Source organism: [Pseudopropionibacterium] massiliense (genome assembly GCF_900607225.1).
Lineage (GTDB): Bacteria > Actinomycetota > Actinomycetes > Propionibacteriales > Propionibacteriaceae > Arachnia > Arachnia massiliensis.
In genome coordinates this window covers 92,539-113,783 of sequence record NZ_LR027842.1, presented here as the reverse complement: position 1 = coordinate 113,783, position 21,245 = coordinate 92,539, and the positions used below count along the sequence as shown (strand labels likewise).

Sequence of the window (21,245 nt, the reverse complement as noted above, 5' to 3'; positions counted from 1 at the left end):
GCGCGACCCAGCGCATGGCAACGAGGGGAATCCCAGATGAGCATCGACTCCCGGAAGGGTGGAGAAAAACCCACCATCCCCGCGCGTGTCTCCATCGTTCCCGACCCGGAAATGGAACCCGTCGCCATCGCATCGGCCTCGACGAACGACGAGGACCTGCTGAACCGGTTCTGGGTGGCCCTGCTCGTCGCCTTCCTCGGGGTGGTGGGCACGGTGCTGACGATCACCGGCGGCCAGGGTGGCTTCCAGGGGCTGCTCGTGGCCATCCTGCTGCACACCGTGCCCGGCCTGGCCATCGGGGTGGTGTACCGGCTGCACGGTCTCGACCTGATCCTGTCGTGGTTCGTCGGCAGCCTCGCGGTGCTGATCCTGTGCTCGTTGCCGATGGCGCTGACCAGCTTCTGGCATCCGCGGGTGATGGCCACGCTGATCATGGTCGCCTCGACGGCGGTGGCCGTGTGGGTGGCGTACAAACGACCGCCGACCCTGGAGGCGACGTGGATGCGCCGGACGGGCCGGGCGATGATCGGCCCGATCGGCCTCGCCACGGCCGGGTTCCTCGTCGCGGTGCTCACCGCGGCCGCGCAGCCCCAGTCCCCGGCCTTCTACGGCGCCGCGCTGGCCGCCGGCCCGTTGTGGTTCCTCGGGCTGGGAGCGATCGTGTTCGCCGTGTGCTGGGCCTTCTCCAGCGTCGGTGGACGCAGCTGGAGCATCGTGCTGCTGGCCACCGTCGTCCCCATGAGCCAGGCCGTGATGTACGGCACACCGACGGTGCAGGTCGCGGCCCGCCACCTCGGCATCGTGAACCTGCTCATCGCCGATGGTGGCCTGGACCGCGGGGCCGGGATCTACCAGGCCTACTCGGGTCTTTTCGCGTCCAGCGCACTGGTGCAGCAGGCCGCGGGCTGGCCGGATCTGATGATGTACGCCGCCGTGTTCGGTGCCGTCGGTGCGGGCGTGAACTGCCTCGCGGTCGCGCAGCTGGCACGCTACTTCGTCGACGACGAACGCGCCTGGTGGGCGGGTCTGGTGTTCGCGCTCGGTTCCAGCCTCACCACCAGCTTCTACGCCCCCCAGGTGGCGGGACTGGCGTTCGTGACGACCGCCACCACGGCCCTGCTGCGCAACAGCACGGGCCTGAAGTGGTCGCGGGTCTGGGCCGCGTTGATGCTGTCGGTCACCGCCTGCGTCACCCACCAGCTCAGTCCCTTCCTGGCGACGCTGATCTGCATCGCCCTGGTCGTGGCGCGTCTGATGAAGATGTGGTGGGCGCCGGTGGTGCTGGTCGCGCCCGCCGTGGTCTGGGCGCTGCTCAACCGCGGCGTGCTGAAGTCGTACGTGTCCCTCGACGAGCTGTTCAACATTCTCTCGAACTTCAAGACCCCCTCCAGGCCGAGTTCCAGCGCCCTCTCCCCGGCCCTGATCAACACGATCACGTTCTGGGTGCCCGCCATCGCGCTCGTGTGCATCGGTGTGGTCGCCCTGCTGGCGTTGTTCCGTTTCCACAACCGCATGACCATCGGTCTCACACTGGCCGCGGCGAGTCCCGCAGGGCTGTTCGCGGCCTCCGCCTACGGCTCGGAGGGCATCTTCCGGGTCACGTTGTTCTGTCTGCCGTGGCTCGCGATCATCGGATCCATCAACCTGCCACAGACGGGACGACGGTTCTGGACCGTGCCGTGGCATCCCGTCCGCAACGCCGGTGTGGTCGCGCTGACCGCGGTGTTCGTCATCGGCACCACCGGCATGGACTACACCCGGGTGATGAACCCCGAGAACGTGAAGGCCGTGGCGTGGGTGGAGGAACACGTCACCCCCGAGACCCAGGTGTTCACGCTCGGCAGTGAACTCGCCGAACCGCTGCGCCTGTCCGGGAAGGACATGTTCTACCTGTCCCGGGAACTGGTGCTGCGCGACAAGACCACCGAGGTCTACCCCGCCACGACCGGGGCCGACTACGATCCGCAGGCCGACCTGGCGATGCTCATGAAGCACTGGATGGCCGTGCCGGCGAAGGTGCGCTATGTGTTAGTGAGCGACCGGATGAAGGCCTTCGACGAACGCTACGCCCAGTTGCTCGCATCCGACCAGACCCGCCTCGAACAGGCGCTCCGGAACACACCGGGGGTCACCGTCGCCTACCAGGGGGACGGGGTCGCCGTGTACGAACTCCCGGGAAGCAGCGTTTCATGAGCATCGCAGTGGTTCTCCTCGCCCACGACAAACCGCAACTCCTACGGCGACTCGTGGGGGCGCTCGACGGACTCCCGATCTTCCTGCACGTCGACGCGGGCGTGCCGCCGCAGATGCACGCCGAGCTCACCGCTGCACTTCCCGAGCGGGTGCGGCTGCTGCCGCGGATCTCCTCGGGATGGGCGACCTTCGGGTTGTTGGAGGCCGAGCTCGCCGGGTACCGGGAGGTGTGCGCCACCACCGACGCCCAACACATCGTGATGATGACGGGGGCGGACTACCCCCTGGTCGACGTCGAGGGACTCGTGGAACGCTTGGACCGGGCACGGGGCAGGTCGTGGGCCCAGATCCGCAGGCTGCCGATCAAGCACTGGGGCCCGATGGGGGGCTACGACCGTTTCGTGTTCGGCAACCGGGTCAGGGATCGCAAACGCGTCTGGTCGCTGATCCCCAGGCGCTGGCCGAAGGGGATTCGTCCCGCCGGCGGGTCGCAACTGAAGATCCTCGCCCGCCACCACGCCGAGCTGATCCTGGAGATCGTCGATTCCCGGCCAGATCTCGTCGACTACTTCCGCACGACGTGGATCCCCGACGAGACGATGATCCCCAGCCTGCTCACCTCCCCCGCGTTCGGCGCCCGATGGGAGTCGAGCCACCTGCCGGGGGCCGCGTGGTACATCGACTGGGGCACACAACCCAGCCCCAACCCGCGGTGGCTGGACGAGACCGACCTGCCCGCGCTGCGCGCCGCCCGCACCCGGGAGGTCTCGCCCGTCCTGTTCGCCCGCAAGTTCCGTGAGGACTCCACCGCCCTGCTGGACAGGATCGAGCAGGACCTGTGGCCGCTGCCATGACCCCCGGGGAGAGGGACGCCGATCCGGCGGGAACGGCCAAGGCCACGGGCAGGGGCGGCACCTCCGACCTGTTCGGCCGGGGAATGCTCTACGTCGTGATCTGGTCCATGCAGATGGTCGTGGCGACGGTGGTCTCCCCCGTGCTCACCTACACGCTGCCGGTGGCGGAGTTCGGGTCGCTGTCGGCGGCCATCGCGCTCTACCAGTTGCTGATCGTTCTCACCGTGCTCGGCCTCGACCAGGCGCTGGAGATGCAGCGGGTGGAGGACCGCGACCCTGCCCGTGCCCGCGGACTGCTGGCCGCGGGATTGGCCGTCGACGTGGTCATCGTCGGGGGCATCGCGCTGCTGTCTCCGCTGTGGGCGCCCGCCCTGGGGTTCTCCAGCTACACGCTGGTGCTCATCACGCTGGGCTGGACCGCGCCCGGCGCGGGGGTGATGCTGGCGCTGTCGCTGCTGCAGGCCGAGGACCGGTTCGCGCGGTTCGCCACCGTGTCGCTGATCTCGACGGTGGGGGGTCTGCTGTTCGGCCTCGTGCTGTTGTTCACGTGGGAGCGCACCGCGGAGGTGTACGCGCTGGGTGGGATCATCGGGCAGGTGGTCGCGCTCGTGCTGGGGCTGGCGTGGACCCGGCCGCGGCTGGCGGGCCTGTTCGACAAGGAGACGCTGCGCCGCGGGCTGCGTCTCGGGATCCCGCTGGCCCTCACCGGTTTGTCGACCTTCCTGCTCACCGCCGGGGACCGATTCATCATCCAGCGCATGCTGGGCGAGGTGCAGGTGGCGCGCTACCAGGTGGCGTTCACCATCGGCAACGTCGTCACGCTCATGCTGACGTTCACCAACCGCGCCTGGCTGCCGCGCCTGAAGAACGTCGCCGACGACACCCAGCGGTGGCGGGTGATCGCGACCTCCCGCGACGGCGTGTTCTCGCTGGTGGCGTGGGCGGTGCTCGGCGTCACGGTCGCCGCCCCGACGCTGCTGCAGATCTTCGCGCCCGCCACCTATGCGCAGGAGGAGCTGGTCTCGGTGGTCGCGTTGATCGGGTTGGCGGCGTTCCCCGTCGCGGCGGCGGCCGCGAGCAGCCAGATGCTCATCACGATCCGCTGGTCGGTGCCGTTGGCGTGGGCGTCGGTGGTGGCGGTGGCGGTGAAGATCGCCGCGACCTTCGCCCTCATCGTGCCGTTCGGACTCAACGGCACCGCGGCCGCGACCTTCCTGGCGCTGCTCGCGCAGGCGGTGGTGCTGCGTCTCGCGGTGACGCGACGTCACGCCCCCGTCCGGGTGGCCTGGCCGGTGGTGGCGCTGATCGTGGTGGCGGTGGCGGGTTGCGTCGCATCGGTCCTCGCCCCCCAGGAACCGGTCTGGAGGATCGGGCGGTTCGCGTTCTCCTGCTGCTGCCTGGTGCCGTTCTTCCTGGGTCTGCGGCGCCTCCAGGCCATCTGACCCACGACTCCCCGACGCTGGTCGAGCCGGGGCGCGAGCGCCCTTCCCTGACGCTGGTTGAGCCGGGGCGCGAGGAACGAGCGACCCGAGTCGAAACCACCCCCGGCGCCCGGTAGCCAGCACCCGACCCCGGCCTCCCTCGCCATGGTTTCGACACGACCCACTCGCTGACGCTCGCAGGCCGGCTCAACCAGCGTGGGACGTGGACCTCCGGCCCCACAGCCACTGCCGCGCCGACCAGGCGTGCCAGGAGACGTGGGCCGCGGCGGGCGCGAGGTGACGCAGGACGGTCGGGATCTCGTAGCGGGGATCGTTCGCGACCTGTTTGAGGAATCGGAGGTGTTCGCCGAGTTGCTGCCGGTTGTGGCTGCTTGAGAACGATTCCGTCCACATGCGGAACGCGGCGTGGGCCTCGGGTTGGCCGATCATGTCCCCGCGGGTGAGGATCCGCAGCCAGGCGTCGATGTCCATGGCGAACACGATCGCACCGTCGAAACCGCCGATGGCGTCGTAGTCACGGCGACGAAACATCACGCACGCGGGTTCACCGACCGGGTTGATCCCGAACCGCACCGCCACCCTGGCGACCTCGGAGACGCCGTGGCGCCCCAGCAGACCCGGTAGGCCCGCGTTGCGGGTCAGGACGTTGCCGTTGCCGTCGATGAAATCGCGGCGGCACGCGACGAGGGCGAGCGTCGGATCCTCCATGAGCGTGGCCTGGGATGCGAGACAGTCCGGACGGATGAGGTCGTCGGCGCACACCACCTTGATCAGTTCCCCACGGGCCTGTTCGACGGTCGCACACCAGTTGGCCGGCAACGGAAGGGTTTCCTCGGAGCGGATGGATCGGATGCGGGGGTCGTCGAAACCGGCGATCACGTCGCCGGTGCCGTCGGTCGAGCCGTTGTCCCGGATCACCACCTCGAAGTCGGCGCATTCGCTGGCCAACACCGATCGCAGGGTCGCCGCCAGGGTTGACGCCCCTTGATAGACCGGGATGCAAACGGAAATGTGCGGTTTCATCAGTTGTTCACCGGGCTCCTCAAGAACCTGCGGGTGCCGTACCGACCCCCCGACCCGCTCGTCCCTGAATCGTAGCGTGTCGCTCCCCTTCTGGTGGGGATCACACGGGTTTCCGAGTTCGATCGGGGTTGGGTGATGGCCGATCGCAAGTTAGGGTTCTTCCGTACCGTTAAGGGAGGGACTTTGATACCAAACCGAATAACTCGACCCCTGATGGCCCTGGGCCTTGCCGCCGCGACGATCACAGGTGGGTTGTTCTTACAACCCCACGGCACGGACCAGGAAGTGGCCGCGAACCCGGCCTCCCTCAGTTCCAGCAGGGTCACTCCGAAGGCGGCATCGCCCAGCCCGAGCAGGGCCGTCAGCGCGGAGGCAGCAGTTACGCCGTCATCAGAAATTACGGGGAGCGAGAGCTCACCCACGGCGAGCGAATCACCAACCCAGTCGGCAGCAGCCGAGTCGTCATCGACCGGAGCCTCCACGTCAACGCCGTCGGCGAGTGACTCCCCGGCCGCGGAGAAGTCCTCCGTGTCGAGGGCGTCGGGGGAGCGTTCGCCCCTGAGTTCCCCGTCCGAGTCCGACCAGTCCCCGGCGGCCGAGTCCGCAGCGCCGCAGCAGACCTCCGGGGGATCGTCCGGCCAGGGCCGCTCCGAGGCCGAGATCAACGGCTGGAACATCGACTACTTCGAGGGCTTCGACTCCTCCCTCGAGGAGCTGGGCTGGGAGCATTACGGGTGGGGCAAACCCGAGGTAGGACACGGCGCCATGGGGGTGATGTCCGACGAGAACACGTTCGTGCGCAACGGCGAGTTGATCGTGCGCACCGAGTACAAGGGCGGCAAGTGGCACGCCGGCGGCACCGGAACCGAGAAGGTCTTCTCGGCCTCGCGTGGCCGCTGGGAGGTTCGCGCGAAGTTCCCGAAGGCCAAGGGCATCGGCTACGTCTTCCTGCTGTGGCCGAAGAACCAGAGCTGGCCCCCGGAGATCGACTTCGCCGAGGGACGGGTCAACGGACCCGAGATCATGGGCACCTACCACTGGGATTCCGACGACAAGCAGGACCACAAGTTCGTCGACCACGAGGACATGACCGGCTGGCACACCTACGGCGTGATCGTGGAGCAGGATCACATCATCTTCACCATCGACGGCAAGGAGTGGGGCCGAATCGATCAGCCGAACGTCACCGACACGCAGATGTGGTTCGGGGTTCAGACAGGCGCGATGGATCCCAACGGCAAGGAGAGCCACACCGAGACCGTCGACGGCGGTGTTCCGGGGGACCTCACCCCGCAGGTCTCCGACATCCAGATCGACTACGTGGCGCACTACACCAGGAGCTAGGAGCTGGTGCGGGAACGAGGCGCTGTGCGTCCGACTGGTGGTCGGGCACACAGCGCCTCGTCGCTTCGGACCCTTTGAAACCGGTTGAGCCGGGGTAGCGGTCCGAGTCGGGACCACCCCGCTGCTCCACATCATTCGTGGCACCGCCGGAACGCCAGCGCTACAGCGCAAGCACATGACCACAAGACAGGCGAACCACGGGAAGGTGGACAATCGGTGCGACAGGCCCACCGGACCGCGATCCCAGAGTCGCCTGCCCGTGGCCTACGTCTCCGGTGCCTGTGGGCAATCAAAGAACAGACGTATTGCTTCCGTTTCTTCCCCAATACTCACGCGAACCTCGTATTCTCCGGGTTTGAGGTCCGTCACGTCCCAGCGGCGCATGTCGAACGCCAGGGTGATGCGCACCTGCTCATCCTCGCCCGCATTCTCGAAAGCCTCCTGAGGCGGTGGCGGCACGCGCAGCAGTTCGCTTCGGTGACCCGGACCGTTCACATCGACGACCAGGTCGGAAGCGCAGAGCTGGGTGGGCGTTCCATGGATGAAACCTGCGAGATACAGGGGCGCTCCTGGCACGTGCGTGTTGGTTCCGGCGCCCACGATCGTGAGCAGTCCGTTTGCCTCCTGGGCGAACGAACACAGATGCAGGACGAACTTCACCCACGTCTCAGGCCGGGACACGGTCATACCTGTACGCCCGCGTGGTGGCCATGAGCGGTTCCCCCCGCTTGGTGATGGTAGGGCGATGATCCGCCGGGCGCCTCGGATCGAGGGATGCGGCGAACCATTCGTTGATCCTGGCGACCTCCGCTTCCGTCGGGACGTCCCAGTCGTCGTGCCGATGCCCCTTGGCCCGCAACCATTCGTTGACGAACTGCCACTGCCACAGCGGGGAGCTGTCGGTGAAACAGTGGGGCTCCGGGAACTCGTTGTCCCTCGAGTTGTTCACCCATTTCGACACGGCCTGCTTGGACACACCCGAACGGCGATGGATGTCGGCCATCGTGACCAGCTCCGGCATGACCGAGCGTACGCTCACGCCGCTGAGTCGCAGGTGCTCGGCCATGGCCTTGGCGGCGGCGACGGCATCGGCCGCGGAATCCTCGCCCTCGATCAGAGTCCGACCGCACCGTCGCGAGACGGCGAAACGCCCGTCGGACAGCAATGCTTCCTCAACGTCCCGAGGTACGTCCTCGACCAGGAACGTCACAACATAGTCACGCTGCATGAGCTTCTCCTGTCCTCGGCTGTCAATTCCACACCCAGCGGTTGACTACAGTCAACCCTACCCGTAGATCAATCAGTTCCGGAATCCGGTTCATGGACGCAGCTCTCCAGAAAGCGACGGAGACGTTTCCCCTCATTGCCGTCGCTGCGCGGGGTCCCGGCCACCGAGCGCATGCACCCGTCCCGCGTGGCCAAGGGGCAGAACATCTTGACGCCGTGCCCCAACTTGCACACCCTCCATCCCCGATCCAGCGCCGCGAGCAGCACCTTGGCTGTCTCCGGGTACCCCTTGTACATCTTGCGGAGAGCTGCCGCATCGAGTTCCTTCCCGTCTCCCATGATCAGCCACCGGTCATGGGATTGCAGCACACGAGCATAGCGCCCGAAGCAACGACGCGACGCATGGTCCTCCCTCGGGGATTCAAGCCGTTTGGATGACAGAAGAATAGCCCCAGCCTCGCCTCCGGGCTTTCCGGGAACGTCTCCGTTAGGCTTGCCCGCTCCTCACTTCGCCGGCTACTGGTAGCCGTCGATCAGGGCCGCGGCGACCTCGGCCCACGCCTCCTTCGTGCGGGGATGGACCCGTTCCAGGCTGATGCGGTCGCCGTCGGCGACGGTCTGGTCGTTCGGCACCACGAACACATGCCGGCTGTGACTTGCCAGATGGGTGCGCACCATGTCCTTCTGCACCCGGATGGACACGTTGTCCTTGTCGGTGAGGACGATGATCGCTTCCTGGGCCAACTTCTCGTAGCCGTGATGCACGAGCCAGTCGACGGTGCTGACGGCCCGTTTGACACCGGAGAAGGCGTAGCCGGTGGCGATCACCACGCTGTCGGCCTTCGCGAGGATCCCGCTCATGGCGTTGTGTGTCACGCCGGTGCCGCAGTCGGTGAGAACCACGGAGAAGAAGTTCTGCACGAGCTCGTGGACGCGCCGGTAGCCGTCGGCGGTGAGGCTGTCCGAGACCGCCGGGTCCTGCTCGCCCGCGACGACGTGCAGCCGGTCGACCTGTGTGATGTAGCCGGACAGGTCCGTCCACGTCTTCACCCGTGGGATGTCACGAACCAGGTCGGTGATGCTGCGCGGTTGCAGCCGCAGCATCTCGTCCTCGCCGAGCAACCGCTCGGCCAGGTCGCCCGAGTCCGGGTCGGCGTCGATGGCGATGGGAGGCACGCCCCGCGCCTGGGCGAGGGCCAGGCCCACCCCGACAGCCGTCGAGGTCTTGCCGATGCCACCCTTGAAGGAGAGGAACACGGTGCTGTAGGGGCGTTCCAGCGACCGGGAGATCCGCGAATCCCTCTCCGCGAGACGGATCTGGGTCTGGCTGGGGCCGAAATTCACACGCCCCGACGTCAGCCGGTACATCGCGCCGCGGAGTCCTCCCTGCGGCACGGCCTTCGGAGGACGCACGAGCAGCGACGACGGCGCCGAATCCGGCACGGAGGGCTGCGGCGCGGGCACGTTCATGGAGATCGATCGGAACGGCACATCCGGGAGGCCGTGGGCGGGGAGACCTCCTGTGGTTCGGCCTCGGGGGGCCCTGCCTCGGGGACCGTCCGGTCTGCGGGGGTTCGACCGCGGGGCCCCGGGGGCTTCGGGGCCTGCCTCACGGACGTCGGCGGGACCGGGCCCGGCGGCGCCTTGCGCGGCACCCCTGGTCGGGGTCCCTCCAGCTGTCGGGGAGCCTCCGAGCGGCCGGGGGCCGTCGTCTGCCGGGGAGGTTCGGATGGCGGAGGTGCGTCCGGCGGCACCGGGGAGACACCGGTCTCCGGTGGTTCCGGCATTCGCGCCCGCGCGGGGGAGGCCGAGACCCTGGGGCTGGAGGTCTGCGATTCCGCCTTGGCCAGGGCCCGGGCGGGCGACGGCTCCACCGATGGTTCGGGGGCTTCGTGGGCGGCTTCCGGTTGCGGGGCGGGAGCGCGGCGCGGCTTCGGCAGGGCCGCCCTGCTGGGGGCCGCGGACCGGGTGCTGTTGGACATCGCCGCGGGCGGCTGCGCTGCGGCCGCCTGCCCATCGGCGTCCACCGTGAACCACGACACCCGACCGCCCCGGGTCTCGTCCACGCCACGGGCGAGCACGGGACGACCGGCCTGGCGCGCCTCGGTGGCGAGGTGCTGGAAGACCGACGAGTAGACGTTGCTGGGCACCACCATCTCGACCTGCACCCCATTGACAGTCGCATCACTTCTACCCGTGATGATGACGTCCCAGTAGGGCGACTTCATGGGTCTCCTTCCTGTCGAGAGAGCTTCGCCTGACCTAAAGTCAATGCCCGAACGGTACCTAGGCTAGCCCTTGCGGAGAGCCAGCCCAATATGCTGCCCCTCCTCCTGCGCGCCGGGTTTCCGGAAGCATGAAGCTACTATGACCTCCCCCTTCACCGACAGTCCCTCTTCCCTCGACGGCGCCGCCTCGGAGGGGTTTTCCCGGTCACCCGGGCCACCTCGACGACGAACCCCCTAGTCAGCGAGCTTCTCCGGGACCGGAAGGAATCAGGTTCCCGACCAAAAGGAGGACAGGACCCCGACACGATCAGGTCAAGGGTCCTGTCCATTTCGCGAGATCGTCGCGTACCTCAGGTGCCGGTTCTGGGCAGGCCGGGTTTCACGGCCTTCCCGCACGTGGGGATCGCGACCGTCCGGGTGAACACGAAGGATCCGTCCCCGGCGGCGGCCCATCCGTCCGGCAGGTTCTGCTCGTCAATGGTCCTGCCCGCCTCGGCGGTTGCGGTGACCTGGATCGTCGCGCGGTTCCCGTTGCTGCTGATCCTCGGTTCGGAGTAGACGACCCCGTCGGTGGGAGTGACCCTGACCGACGGTTCCGTCGGCTCGGTGCCGCCGGGAGGACACACCCCGACCTGCACATCGACCGCACCCAGAACCGCATGGTCGCTCACCGCGCGATCGCTCGCCGGAGCGCCCACCGGGTTGGTGAGGGTCACATCGAGGGTCTTCAGGCCCGCGACCGTCACCTGGGCGCTGTTGGCATCCGGGGTGTCGTCGGTCACGCCCTCCCCGGAGAAAGCGGGATCACCGAAGCCGACCCCCGCCACGGAGGGAACCTTCTCCGTGAGGGTCACGACAGTCCCGTCGGGAATGTTGTTGAGGGTTTCCACGGTACCGTCGCCCTTCAGCGACAACTCGCCGCTGCGGGTGGCGCCCCCGTGCTGGTAGGACCAGGTCACCGGGTAGGCGACCCCGGGGTCAACCGTGCCACCGGTGACGACCTTCTTCACCCCGATGTGTCCGACGACCTCACCGGTCCCGCTGCCCGCGCACGAGTGGTTCTTCTCGGCGCTGCCCAGGAGCTGCTTGTCGCTCACGGTGGCCCGGTTGACGTACTTGGACCCAATGGGGATGTCCCCGCCGGTCCTCAGCTCCAGATCGAACACGTAGATCCGATCGGTCTGGAAGTTCTGTCCCTTGTTGTCGAGGGTGACCCTCACCTGGTCCTTGTCCTCGTCGATGGCGACCTCGGCCGACGGCACACTGGCGTTGCCCAGGTCATGGCGGCAGGCCGAGCTGCTGAGTTCTCCCCAGCACTCGGGCGACGCGGGGACCCAGAAGATCTTGGGATCCCCCTCGGACACGGTCAGCGTGGCCCCCGCCTGTCGGTAGTCGTCGACGATGGTCACGCTGGAGTGTCCGGAGATCTTGGAGCCGGGAATCACGACGCGCCAGTACACGGCGGTCCGGTCGGTTCCGGGGAACCACCCGGATTTGCTGGTCTCGGTCGGGAGGACGGGGTTGTATCCAATTCCCCGCTGGCCGTCGGGAAGCGGAACCTGAACCTTAACCCCATTGTTCGTTTCAAACTCAAGCGTATTGGCCGTCGTCAATTCCTTCACCTGGGTCCTCACCCAGAGTGATCCGTTGACGTCGTGTCTGTTTTCAACATTCTCGCTGAGAATGCACACGACCTCCGCGAGGGTGGCTTCGCATCTTCCATAGGTGAGCGATTCGTCATCCTCGTCCCTCAGATCGAAGGTGTCTGCGAACGCCCCGAGCTCCTTGGGCAGCACGAGCCTGAAGGTGTCTCCGGCCTTCCCCGAACCATCCGGGATGCTCCAGTTCACATCCACCCGGGCGACGCTCCACTTGTAAATCGCGGCTTCCTCGGCGGTCAGTTTCGTGATTCTGATACTGGAAACGTCGATCGCGGGGATCTCGTCGGCCCTGGCATCGGAACTCGTTGCGACAATCCCGAACAGGCCGAGCAGAAATGCGAGGAAGAACGCCACCGAACTTCTCGCTCCACGAACTTTGGCTGTTTTCAACATTTCCCCTCCTTATGCCACGAAATTCTATGCCACCTGCCCTTTTCTCGACGACCCGTACATCAGCCAGTTCACAAAGTCAGCACTCACCGCGACGAAAAGCACCGATCGTCCAATCCGTCGGAATCCGCCGGCGTCTTTCGTCAATTCTCCTTCGGCGATCCTGTTGATTCCGAGATGGGTCTGAACGTGATGGAAGTGTTCGTGAATGAGGTTTGTTCACAGCCGCTCCGAAACTGGTTGGGCCGGACCGCGACGAAGGAGCAGTCCACCTCGACACCACCCCGTGGATATCCGAGGACTCGGGGTCCGAGTGTGCTTCTCGACCGCCCGCTGGTTTCGACACAGCCGTTCGCCAGCGCTCACGAGCTGGCTCAACCAGCATCCTGTGAACAAACCTCAAGATGTCCGGGCCACGGTCTCCTGTTCAAGTTCTCCCGCTCAGCCAGCCGCCTGAGGCTGCGGGGACGTGTCGGGGTCGGATGCCTCCAGGTACTGCAGCACGGCGATGACGCGACGGTTGTCGTCGCCGGAGGGCGCCAGCTGGAGCTTGCAGAAGATGTTGTTCACGTTCTTGGCGACGGCCTTCTCGGTCACGAACATCGCCCTGGCGATCGCGGCGTTCGTCTTGCCCTGCGCCATGTGGGTCAGGGTCTCGATCTCCCTCGGGGTGAGTCGGTCGAGCGGGGGACGTCCCGTGCGGCGTCCGAGGATCCGGGCGACGACCTCCGGGTCGAGGCAGGTGCCCCCGGCCGCCACCTGCTGCACGGCGTCGAGGAACTGATCGCCACCCAGCACGCGGTCCTTGAGGAGGTAACCCACCCCGCCGCGCCTGTCCTCCATGAGTTCGCGGGCGTAGAGGGTTTCGACGTACTGCGAGAGCACCAGCACCGGCAGCCCGGGGCGTTTCCTGCGGGCCTCAATCGCGATTCGCAGTCCTTCGTCGGTGAACGTCGGGGGCAGCCGAACGTCCACGATGGCGACGTCCACGTCCTCGGTCAGCAACGCCCTGCGCAGCTCGGAAGCGGTCTGTACGACCGCGACGACCTCATTGCCCAGCGCCTGCAGCATCCGGCTGAGACCGTCGCGCAACAGGAACTGGTCCTCAGCAATCAACACACGCACCACTCATCACCTCCGGGAAGGAGTCTGCCATCCCACACGAGGCTACGCGGGGCAGGGTGTTTCCCGAGGCCGGGTGTGCAGCCCAATCATCAGATGGTTTCGACACGGGCAGCTTCTCCGTCGCAGCCCGGTTCGGACCATTCTGAAAAGTGGTATTTTCACCACTGTTTTCCGGGCCGGACGCCAGCAGGATTGTGGGCATCAGAGAGTCAAGGAGATGACATGAACACCCACCTCAGCGCACCGGCCTCACGCAGATCGGTCATCGGTTCGAGCTTGCGAGCCCTCGGCCGGTGTCTTCTGCTGCTGACCCTGTGGCCGGTGTCGATCGCACTGTTCTTCGCGATCTGGATGGCCGCCGCCCTGATCCCACTCGGCATCGGAATCCTGCTGGTGCCCGTCGCGGTGAAGGCGATGCGATCACTGGCCGAATGGAAACGCCGCATGGCCCATCAGTGGTCGGGGATCCGGGTCGAGTCCCCGTACCTGCCGCTGCCACCGGCCGAGCCGGGTTTCAGGGGCCGGTTCGACGAGGCCGTGCGGCTTGTGAAGGACCCCGGAACCTGGCGCGACGTCGCCTGGCTGCTCATGGACCTGTGCGTTTCCCCCATGCTCGCGCTTTTCAGCATGGCCACTGTCATCGGCGGGCTGTTGGGGTTGGCGATGCCCATCATCTGGGAACCGTTCGCCAAGAACTGGCCCGACGGCAGTTTCTACCTGTTCGTCCCCGTGAACGAGACCACCGCGCCCTTCATGCCCATTCCCGGCCTGCTGGTGCTGCTCGCCGGGCTGCTTCTCGCACCCTGGTGGGTGAAGCTGCACAGCCGTTTCGTTCGGTGGGCGCTGGGCCCGACCAAGCGCACCCGGATGGCTGCCCTGTCACAGACCCGGCGGGAGACCCGCGACTCCTCCGCGGCCGAGCTGCGCCGCATCGAACGCGACCTCCACGACGGCACCCAGGCCCGTCTGGTGGCGATGGGCATGACCATCAACACCGCCCAAGCAATGATGCGCAGCAACCCGGAGGCCGCCGAGGCGCTGCTGACCGAGGCCAAGAACGCCTCCGCCACGGCACTCGGCGAGCTGCGTGACCTGGTGCGCGGAATCCATCCTCCGGTGCTGGCCGACCGCGGGCTGGGCGACGCCGTGAGGGCCCTGGCGGCGGACTGTGCGATATCTGCGGAGGTGAACATCGAGATTCCCGAGCGAGTGGGTCCGGCACTGGAGTCGGCTGCCTACTTCGCGGTCTCCGAGCTGCTGGGCAACGTGGTGAAACACTCCGGCGCCAACCGGGTCGACATTGACCTGCGGGTCGAGAACGACGAGCTGCGGATCAGCGTCACCGACGATGGTCGGGGCGGGGCCAATCCCGAAACCGGCACCGGTCTGCGCGGAATCGAACGACGCCTGGCGGCCTTCGACGGCCTCCTGGTGATCCAAAGCCCGATTGGCGGTCCGACGTCCGCGCACATCACACTCCCCGTCGAGTCCTGAACATCTCGGGCTTCTGCCCTGACCATCCCCGGTCTCCTGTCGTCATGTCATTCGGAAAGGTTTTGCGTCGCACTCGACACACAACCTTTCACGACGCGAGCAGAAATCTTCTCACTGGAAAGAGAAATCCATGTCAAAAATCCCCATGTCCCGACCCGCCCGGTCGGTCTCCGCGCCGGCCGAGAACACCGTCGACCGGTCGTGGAAACCGATCATCATCTACACAGCCCTGGCCTTCGGCCTGGGATGGATGATGTTCATCCCGGGGCTCCTGCTCAACGCCGGACCCACAACACTCATCGGCACAATCTTCTCCACCACCTTCATGTGGACCCCGGCGGTGGCAGCAGCAGCGGTGGTCCGCTTCATCGAGAAGAAGCCCCTGTTCTCCACCCTCAAGATCAGCCTGAAAGGGGTCTGGAAGAAAACCCTCCTCTGGTCACTGCTCTCCATCCCCATCGCCTTCATCCTGATCCTCGCCTCCCTCGGTTCCTCGGCCCTGCTGGGCACCTACCACTTCGACCTGATGAACCTCTCCGAATTCCAAAAGGTCCTGGAAGCATCAGGGCAGACCGGACTCACCACTTCCCAGGTGTGGGACGCTTTCTGGCCGCGAATGGCAGGAGTCATCCCCATGCTGTTCCTGGCCGGCATGGTGGGAGCCCTGGGTGAGGAGATCGGCTGGCATGCCTGGCTCTACCCACGCCTGCGCGACCGCCTCGGCGTCACCGCCTCCCTCGCCCTGACCGCCATCATCTGGGGTCTGTGGCACGCCCCCATCATCCTGCTCGGGCACAACTACCCCGACAACCCCCAGCTCGGCGTCCTCATGTTCATCATCACCTGCGCAGGCCTGACCATCCCCATCCAGCTCCTCATGAACTGGGGCGGCTCCGTCTGGGCAGCAGCATCCGCCCACGCCGCCATCAACGCCATAGCGCCAGCACTGCTCATCTTCGCGCCTCTCAACGACGTCAACCACCCCTACGACCCCGTCGCCGCCGCATTCACCGGATGGGGAGGCTGGCCCGTCATCGTGATCCTCTTCATCGCAGGCGCCATCATCCTCAAGCGGGACAACACTTCCCAACCCAGCACTCCCGCCGCTGGCTGAAGAATCACCCGACGGAATCGTTATGTCATTCGGAAAGGTTTTGTGCCGTGTACGGCACAAAACCTTTCACGATATGACCAAAAGTTTTCCACGTAACATAACGATGAGGCTTATTCACAGACGGTGTGCCGGTCGGAAAACTCCTGGTCAGCGCACACTTGGGGAGGGCCATGAATTAAGCCTCGATGGATCTGGCCGGCTCAGCCGGCGTGGGAAGACGGAGCGGTCAGGTCGGCGACCGTGGCGTCGAGGGCCGCGATCGCGTCGTCGGCCTGGAGTTTCACTCCCACCCCGTGGGCCCCGCCTCCCATGGAGATGGACCGGCCGACGATGGAGGAATCGGCGAACACCGGCCAGGGATGGGTGGAACCGAAGGGTGTGATGGTGCCCCGTTCATATCCGGTGGCCCGTTTTGCCTCGGCGGCATCGGGCATTGAGAGCCGGGAGACCCCGAGCAGGGTCCGCAACTTCGACCAGGAGAACTCGCGGTCCCCGGGCACCAGGACGAAGACGTAGTCGCCGGCGCCGCGACGCACGACGATGGTCTTCACGAGGTCGCGCACATCGATGCCACGCACCGCCGCCGCCTCCGCGACCGAACCGACGGGCCCGTGCCGCACCTCGGTGTGCTCCACCCCGAGTTCCCGGAGTCTCCTGAGCGCTGGGGTGTCGTCCATGGGGCGAGTCTACGGCGCCTCGAATGAGGGCTGGCCTCGATTCCGTGGAATCGGGGCCAGCCCTCGGGTGTTCGGGATCAGGCGCCGGTCTTCGGCAGACCGGGCCTGATCGGGGTCGGCGTGACGGTTGCCGTCGGGACCGGGGTCGGGGTCACCGACGGAGGGGCCGTCGGTGTCGGCGAGACGCCGCAGGCCGGCTGGTCCTTCACCGTCGTGAAGGTGGCGGAGGTCTCGTTCACCCGCGTCCACCCCTCGGGCAGCGGACCACCGATCTGGTATCCGGCCTTCGCCGTAGCGGTGGCCGTGACCCTCACCTTGCCGTCCCTCACCTCGATACTCGGCTCGGAGAACTCCAGACCCTCCACCTCATCAAAGACCGCACTCGGAGCAGTCGGAGTGGTCGCCCCGGCAGGACAGGACCCCACATCAATCCTCGGAACCACCGGAACCACGCATGTGGGAACGTCGACCTCACCGGTGTAGGTTGAGGCCCCGTTCACGGGGGCTCCCCAGCCCGCACCGAGATTGTCGGTGTCGATCGCGAACACCTCGTTAGCCGGGCTCGCGGTGACGGTGTACCTGAACTTTCCGCCCACGACCTCACGGCTGGTCACCGCGTAGGTGATGCCCTCGGTGGTCGGCAGCGTGATCTCGGGTTCGCTGGGCGTGGTGGAATCTGCCTTGCAGACGCTCGCCGAGACCGTCGGTGCCACCGGAATCACCTTCGTGGGCTGACACACCGGTTGGTCCTTGGTGGTGGTGAAGGTGGCGGAGGTTTCGTCCACCCGCGTCCACCCCTCCGGCAACGGACCGCCGATCTGATACCCCGTCTTCGCCGTCGCAGCAGCAGAAACGGTCACCTTGCCGTCCCTCACCTCGATCCTCGGTTCGGAGAACTCCAGGCCCTCCACCTCATCGATCGACGCGCTCGGAGGCGTCGGGGTCAGCGAATCCGCCGGACACGTACCCGCATCAATCCTCGGGACCACCGGCACCGCACACCTCGGCTGGGTGAGCGTCGAGGTGTAGGTCACCACACCACCGACCACACCCCACCCCTCGGGCAGGTTCGCCACATCGATCCGGTGCCCGGTCTTCGCGGTGGCGGTCACGGTCACCGTCACCCGGTCGCCGTTCACGACGAAGACGGGTTCCCCGTAGTCGATCTGTCCGGTGTCGTCGATCCCCGTGACGCCCGGCCGGGTGGGGGTGGTCGAATCCACCGGGCACGCGCCCGGAGTCACGTTCGGGACGGCCGGCACCACGTCGCGGATGCAGGTCGGTTGGGTGACCGTCGTGGTGAAGGTGAAGGTGCCGTCCCCGTTGGCGACCCATCCGCTCGGAAGGTTCTGGTCATCGATTTCCCGGCCCGCCGCCGGGGTGGCGGTCACCTTGACCGTCACCTGATCCCCGGCTTTGGTGAACTCCGGCGCCGAATACGTGATCCCGTCGGTGGGAGCGATCTCAACCGTGGGGTCCGACGGCTCCGCCGCACCCGGGGCACACACCCCCGGAGTCACGCTGACCGTGGCCAGCTTCGGATTGACCGGATTGATGAGGGTCACCTCGGCGGTTTTCAAGCCCTCGACGGTGACCTGGGCGCTGTTGGCGTCCGGAACCCCGTCGGCCACCCCGGTACCGGAGAACACGGGATCGCCGAAATCGACCCCGGAAACCGCCGGGATCCTCTCCGTGAACGTGACGACCACACCGTTGGGGATGTTGTTCAGAGTTTCCACGGTGCCGTCGCCCTTGACGGACAGTTCTCCGGTGTGGGTGGCGCCCTTGTACTGGTAGGTCCAGGTCACCGGGAACATGGTGTCACCGGGGACGTTGCCGTTCGCAACGGTTTTCTTCACGCTGATGTGCCCGACGGCGTCGCCGGCTCCTGTGCCGCCACCCGAGGAGGTTTTCTCGGCGCGGGCGGTGCGCAGCACGCCGTCCACGAAGCCCCGGTTGACGTACTGGGATCCGACGGGGATTTCGCCGTCGGTCTTGATCTCCAGGTCGAACACGTAGATCCGGTCGGCCTGGAAGTTCTGGCCGTTGTTGTCGAGGATGACACTCACCTGGTCCTTGTCGTCGTCGACCGTGACGGTGCTCGACGGCACGCTGGAGTCGCTCAGGTCGTTGCGGCACTCCGCGGTTCCGAGTTCGTTCCAGCACTTCGGGGTGCTGGGGATCCAGAAGATCTTCGGATGTCCCTCGGACACGATGAGGTTCGATCCCGCCTGCCGGTAGTCGTCGATGATGGTCACTCTGGAGCGGTCGGCGATCTGGACCCCGGGTACCACGATGCGCCAGTGGACGGCGGTCTGGTCGGTGCCGGGGAACCACCCGGACTTGTCGATCTCGGTCGGGACGTAGGGCTTGTAGTCGATGCCCTGCTGCCCGTCGGGGAGCGGCACATCCACCTTCGTCCCGTTGTTCACCTCGAAGTTGAGCTTGGAGGCCGTCGTCAGGGCGACGACCTGGGTTTTCAGCCAGAGCGAGCCGCCGACGTTGTTCTTGCCCTCCACGTTGGCGTTGAAGGTGCAGACCACCTCGGGCCTGGTGATCTGGCAGGTGCCATAGGTCAGCGGATCGCCCGCCCGGCCCTGGAGGTCGAAGGCGCCCTCGACTCCCCCGAGTTCCTTCGGCAGCACGATCTTGAAGGTGTCACCGGACCTCCCGGTGCCGTCCGGGATGCTCCAGTTCGCATCCACCCTCACGTTGCTCCACATGTAGATCGCGGCCTCTTCGGCGTCCATTTTCGTGAGTGTGATGCTCGCCGTGTCGATGGCGGAAACCTCGTCGGCCCTTGCCTCGGAGCTCGTTGTCACGATCCCGGCCAAGCCGATCAGAAATGCCAGGAAGACCGCCAACGATCTCCGCTTCCCGCGGGTCCTGATTGTCCTCAATTTCTTCCTCCTCGTCACGGCATTGTATGTCATCGATCAGTTCCCGAACGACCTGCTTTTCAGGAATTGCGGAAGGTTGATGTCAAGCGACGCAGATGCCGTCCATCGAGGCTTGTTCACAGGATGCTGGTTGAGCCAGCTCGTGAGCGCCAGCGAACGGCTGTGTCGAAACCACCCGGCGGCCGAGAAACACACTCGACCCCCGGATTCCTCAGACACCCGCGAGGTGGTTTCGAGGTGGACTGCTCCTTCGTCGCGGTCCGGCTCAACCAGCTTCGGAGAGGCCATGAATTAAGCCTCACTGAAGAATTCAAACAGCAGGTCGTGTCGGGTGGTCGTTGAGAAGCCCCGCCCGGTCAGCAGCCGTGTTTGTTGTGGTTGGTGGGGCAGGGAGCCTCCACGCTGGGGGTACCGGTCGGATTCGGTGACGGGCTGGGACTCCACAAGCGACGATGCCCGTCACCGGGCACATTGGGGTGGGTTCGGGCGTGTCTCGTCCGACGCCGACCTGACCGCCGCCCTCGACCTGTTCCGGGGCCGCCCCACCGTCGTGCTCACCGGTGCGGGCATTTCCACCGGCTCGGGCCTGCCCGACTATCGCGGTCGCGACGCCGTGCCGCGCTCGCCCATGACCTTCGAGGAGTTCACCGGCAGCGACCTCAGCCGTCGCCGCTACTGGGCCCGTTCGACGGTGGGCTGGAGTTGGTTCGAGACGGCCCGTCCCGGTCTCGCCCACCTGGCCCTCGCCGAGATCGGCCGCCGCACCCCGCTGACCGGGATCATCACGCAGAACGTCGACGGCCTTCACCAGGCGGCGGGATCCGCTCCGGTCGTCGATCTCCACGGCACTCTGGCACGCGTGGTCTGTCTCGGTTGCGGGAGGTTCTCCGGACGCGCGGACCTGCAGTCCCGGCTGCTGGCTCTCAATCCAGGCCTCGCCGCCGGCCTCGACGCTCTGGCGGAGAGGGCCCGCACCGCACCCGATGGTGATGCGGAGATCGACGACATGACCGGGTTCGTGTATCCCGCGTGTCCCGTCTGCGGCGGCATGCTCAAACCGGATGTCGTCTACTTCGGCGAGAACGCCCGGCGCGAGACGGTGGAGGCCGCCAACGCCCTGTTCGACGCCGCCGATGTTCTTCTCGTGCTGGGTTCCACGCTGACGGTGATGAGCGGCCTGCGGTTCGCGCGCCGGGCCGTGAAACAGGGAAAGGACGTGATCATCGCGGGAGACGGGGCCACCCGGGCCGACGACCTGGCCACTCTGCGTGTCCACGGCCGCCTGGAGCGGATTCTGCCCTTCTGGGCGAGGGCATCGCGGACCAGCTGAATCGGCACGGGCTCCCGCGACCGGTATCAGGAAGTCAGGTCGGTGACATGAGGGCCCCGATCCCTGACGGGATCGGGGCCCATGTGAGATGTTGCCGTGATCAGGCGCCGGTCTTCGGCAGGCCGGGCCTGACCGGCGTCGGAACCGGAACCGGAACCGTCGGGGTCACCGTCACCCCCGGAACCGGAACAGACGACGACGGCACAGGAGACGGCGACGGATCAGGCGTCAAGGACACCGACG

At 66.5% G+C, this 21,245-nt stretch carries 18 protein-coding genes; 8 read left to right on the top strand and 10 right to left on the bottom strand.

All coding sequences use genetic code 11. From position 1 onward, the window contains the following. Positions 1 to 36 precede the first annotated feature (36 nt). From E0E39_RS00490 to E0E39_RS00480, 3 genes are read left to right on the top strand one after another with little or no spacing between them, the layout of a single operon-like run. Positions 37 to 2,193: a hypothetical protein gene (locus E0E39_RS00490; RefSeq protein WP_130872997.1), complete on the top strand. Its 2,157-nt coding sequence runs from the start codon at positions 37 to 39 to the stop codon at positions 2,191 to 2,193. Next, positions 2,190 to 3,047 carry a beta-1,6-N-acetylglucosaminyltransferase gene (locus E0E39_RS00485; protein WP_130872996.1) on the top strand — a complete coding sequence of 286 codons (858 nt, stop codon included), beginning with the start codon at positions 2,190 to 2,192 and terminating at the stop codon, positions 3,045 to 3,047. Before E0E39_RS00490 ends, E0E39_RS00485 begins: the two co-directional genes overlap by 4 nt. Further along, complete coding sequence (locus tag E0E39_RS00480; protein WP_245988149.1) at positions 3,032 to 4,489, top strand: lipopolysaccharide biosynthesis protein; 1,458 nt, start codon at positions 3,032 to 3,034, stop codon at positions 4,487 to 4,489. Before E0E39_RS00485 ends, E0E39_RS00480 begins: the two co-directional genes overlap by 16 nt. A gap of 186 nt (positions 4,490 to 4,675) precedes the next feature. Here the strand turns inward: E0E39_RS00480 and E0E39_RS00475 are convergent, their stop codons facing one another. Then, on the bottom strand, positions 4,676 to 5,512 hold the full coding sequence (locus tag E0E39_RS00475) for a glycosyltransferase family 2 protein (protein WP_130872995.1): 837 nt from the start codon (positions 5,510 to 5,512) through the stop codon (positions 4,676 to 4,678). Between the two features lie 528 nt (positions 5,513 to 6,040). Here E0E39_RS00475 and E0E39_RS00470 point away from each other — a divergent pair. Then, entirely contained in the window at positions 6,041 to 6,856 is an 816-nt protein-coding gene (locus E0E39_RS00470) for a glycoside hydrolase family 16 protein (protein WP_130872994.1), read from the top strand. A gap of 264 nt (positions 6,857 to 7,120) precedes the next feature. Here E0E39_RS00470 and E0E39_RS00465 read toward each other — a convergent pair whose 3' ends face one another. From E0E39_RS00465 to E0E39_RS00435, 7 genes are all read right to left on the bottom strand, one after another. Then, entirely contained in the window at positions 7,121 to 7,516 is a 396-nt protein-coding gene (locus E0E39_RS00465; protein WP_130872993.1) for a hypothetical protein, read from the bottom strand. 7 nt (positions 7,517 to 7,523) lie between these two features. Continuing rightward, positions 7,524 to 8,084 (bottom strand): helix-turn-helix transcriptional regulator, encoded by a 561-nt coding sequence (locus E0E39_RS00460; RefSeq protein ID WP_130872992.1) that lies wholly within the window; start codon positions 8,082 to 8,084, stop codon positions 7,524 to 7,526. A 68-nt stretch (positions 8,085 to 8,152) separates the two neighbouring features. Continuing rightward, on the bottom strand, positions 8,153 to 8,452 hold the full coding sequence (locus E0E39_RS00455; RefSeq protein WP_130872991.1) for a hypothetical protein: 300 nt from the start codon (positions 8,450 to 8,452) through the stop codon (positions 8,153 to 8,155). 147 nt (positions 8,453 to 8,599) lie between these two features. Further along, positions 8,600 to 9,553, bottom strand: a complete 954-nt coding sequence (locus tag E0E39_RS00450) for a MinD/ParA family ATP-binding protein (RefSeq protein WP_130872990.1) — start codon at positions 9,551 to 9,553, stop codon at positions 8,600 to 8,602. Further along, the gene (locus E0E39_RS00445; protein WP_130872989.1) at positions 9,550 to 10,311 is read right to left on the bottom strand and encodes a hypothetical protein; all 762 of its coding nucleotides are present in this window, start codon (positions 10,309 to 10,311) and stop codon (positions 9,550 to 9,552) included. The genes E0E39_RS00450 and E0E39_RS00445 overlap by 4 nt, the downstream gene beginning before the upstream one ends. A 350-nt stretch (positions 10,312 to 10,661) precedes the next feature. Beyond that, entirely contained in the window at positions 10,662 to 12,365 is a 1,704-nt protein-coding gene (locus E0E39_RS00440; RefSeq protein WP_130872988.1) for an Ig-like domain-containing protein, read from the bottom strand. 438 nt (positions 12,366 to 12,803) lie between these two features. Next, complete coding sequence (locus tag E0E39_RS00435; protein WP_130872987.1) at positions 12,804 to 13,487, bottom strand: response regulator transcription factor; 684 nt, start codon at positions 13,485 to 13,487, stop codon at positions 12,804 to 12,806. A 222-nt stretch (positions 13,488 to 13,709) separates the two neighbouring features. Here E0E39_RS00435 and E0E39_RS00430 point away from each other — a divergent pair, with 222 nt between their 5' ends. Beyond that, positions 13,710 to 14,981: a sensor histidine kinase gene (locus E0E39_RS00430; RefSeq protein WP_165444575.1), complete on the top strand. Its 1,272-nt coding sequence runs from the start codon at positions 13,710 to 13,712 to the stop codon at positions 14,979 to 14,981. A gap of 130 nt (positions 14,982 to 15,111) precedes the next feature. Then, positions 15,112 to 16,095: a CPBP family intramembrane glutamic endopeptidase gene (locus E0E39_RS00425; protein ID WP_130872985.1), complete on the top strand. Its 984-nt coding sequence runs from the start codon at positions 15,112 to 15,114 to the stop codon at positions 16,093 to 16,095. Positions 16,096 to 16,295: 200 nt separating this feature from the next. On the opposite strand, the gene E0E39_RS00420 is transcribed toward E0E39_RS00425, so the two are convergent. Both E0E39_RS00420 and E0E39_RS00415 read right to left on the bottom strand, forming a co-directional pair. Continuing rightward, positions 16,296 to 16,772, bottom strand: a complete 477-nt coding sequence (locus E0E39_RS00420) for an aminoacyl-tRNA deacylase (protein ID WP_130872984.1) — start codon at positions 16,770 to 16,772, stop codon at positions 16,296 to 16,298. A 77-nt stretch (positions 16,773 to 16,849) separates the two neighbouring features. Next, positions 16,850 to 19,672, bottom strand: coding sequence for an Ig-like domain-containing protein (locus E0E39_RS00415; protein WP_130872983.1), 2,823 nt, complete (start codon positions 19,670 to 19,672; stop codon positions 16,850 to 16,852). A gap of 424 nt (positions 19,673 to 20,096) precedes the next feature. Between E0E39_RS00415 and E0E39_RS00410 the strand changes: the two genes are divergently transcribed. Further along, a complete protein-coding gene (locus tag E0E39_RS00410; RefSeq protein WP_130872982.1) occupies positions 20,097 to 21,002 on the top strand; it encodes a Sir2 family NAD-dependent protein deacetylase in 906 nt (301 codons plus the stop codon). A 47-nt stretch (positions 21,003 to 21,049) separates the two neighbouring features. Beyond that, a partial coding sequence (locus tag E0E39_RS15615; protein WP_207302367.1) for a hypothetical protein occupies positions 21,050 to 21,245 on the top strand: 196 nt, incomplete at its 3' end.

Bases quoted from the DNA above. Each gene is read 5' to 3' on its own strand.
- E0E39_RS00490 (WP_130872997.1), top strand. From the start codon at position 37: ATGAGCATCGACTCCCGGAAGGGTGGAGAAAAACCCACCATCCCCGCG.
- E0E39_RS00485 (WP_130872996.1), top strand. From the start codon at position 2,190: ATGAGCATCGCAGTGGTTCTCCTCGCCCACGACAAACCGCAACTCCTA.
- E0E39_RS00475 (WP_130872995.1), bottom strand. From the start codon at position 5,512: ATGAAACCGCACATTTCCGTTTGCATCCCGGTCTATCAAGGGGCGTCA.
- E0E39_RS00460 (WP_130872992.1), bottom strand. From the start codon at position 8,084: ATGCAGCGTGACTATGTTGTGACGTTCCTGGTCGAGGACGTACCTCGG.
- E0E39_RS00450 (WP_130872990.1), bottom strand. From the start codon at position 9,553: ATGAACGTGCCCGCGCCGCAGCCCTCCGTGCCGGATTCGGCGCCGTCG.
- E0E39_RS00445 (WP_130872989.1), bottom strand. From the start codon at position 10,311: ATGAAGTCGCCCTACTGGGACGTCATCATCACGGGTAGAAGTGATGCG.
- E0E39_RS00440 (WP_130872988.1), bottom strand. From the start codon at position 12,365: ATGTTGAAAACAGCCAAAGTTCGTGGAGCGAGAAGTTCGGTGGCGTTC.
- E0E39_RS00430 (WP_165444575.1), top strand. From the start codon at position 13,710: ATGAACACCCACCTCAGCGCACCGGCCTCACGCAGATCGGTCATCGGT.
- E0E39_RS00425 (WP_130872985.1), top strand. From the start codon at position 15,112: ATGTCAAAAATCCCCATGTCCCGACCCGCCCGGTCGGTCTCCGCGCCG.
- E0E39_RS00420 (WP_130872984.1), bottom strand. From the start codon at position 16,772: ATGGACGACACCCCAGCGCTCAGGAGACTCCGGGAACTCGGGGTGGAG.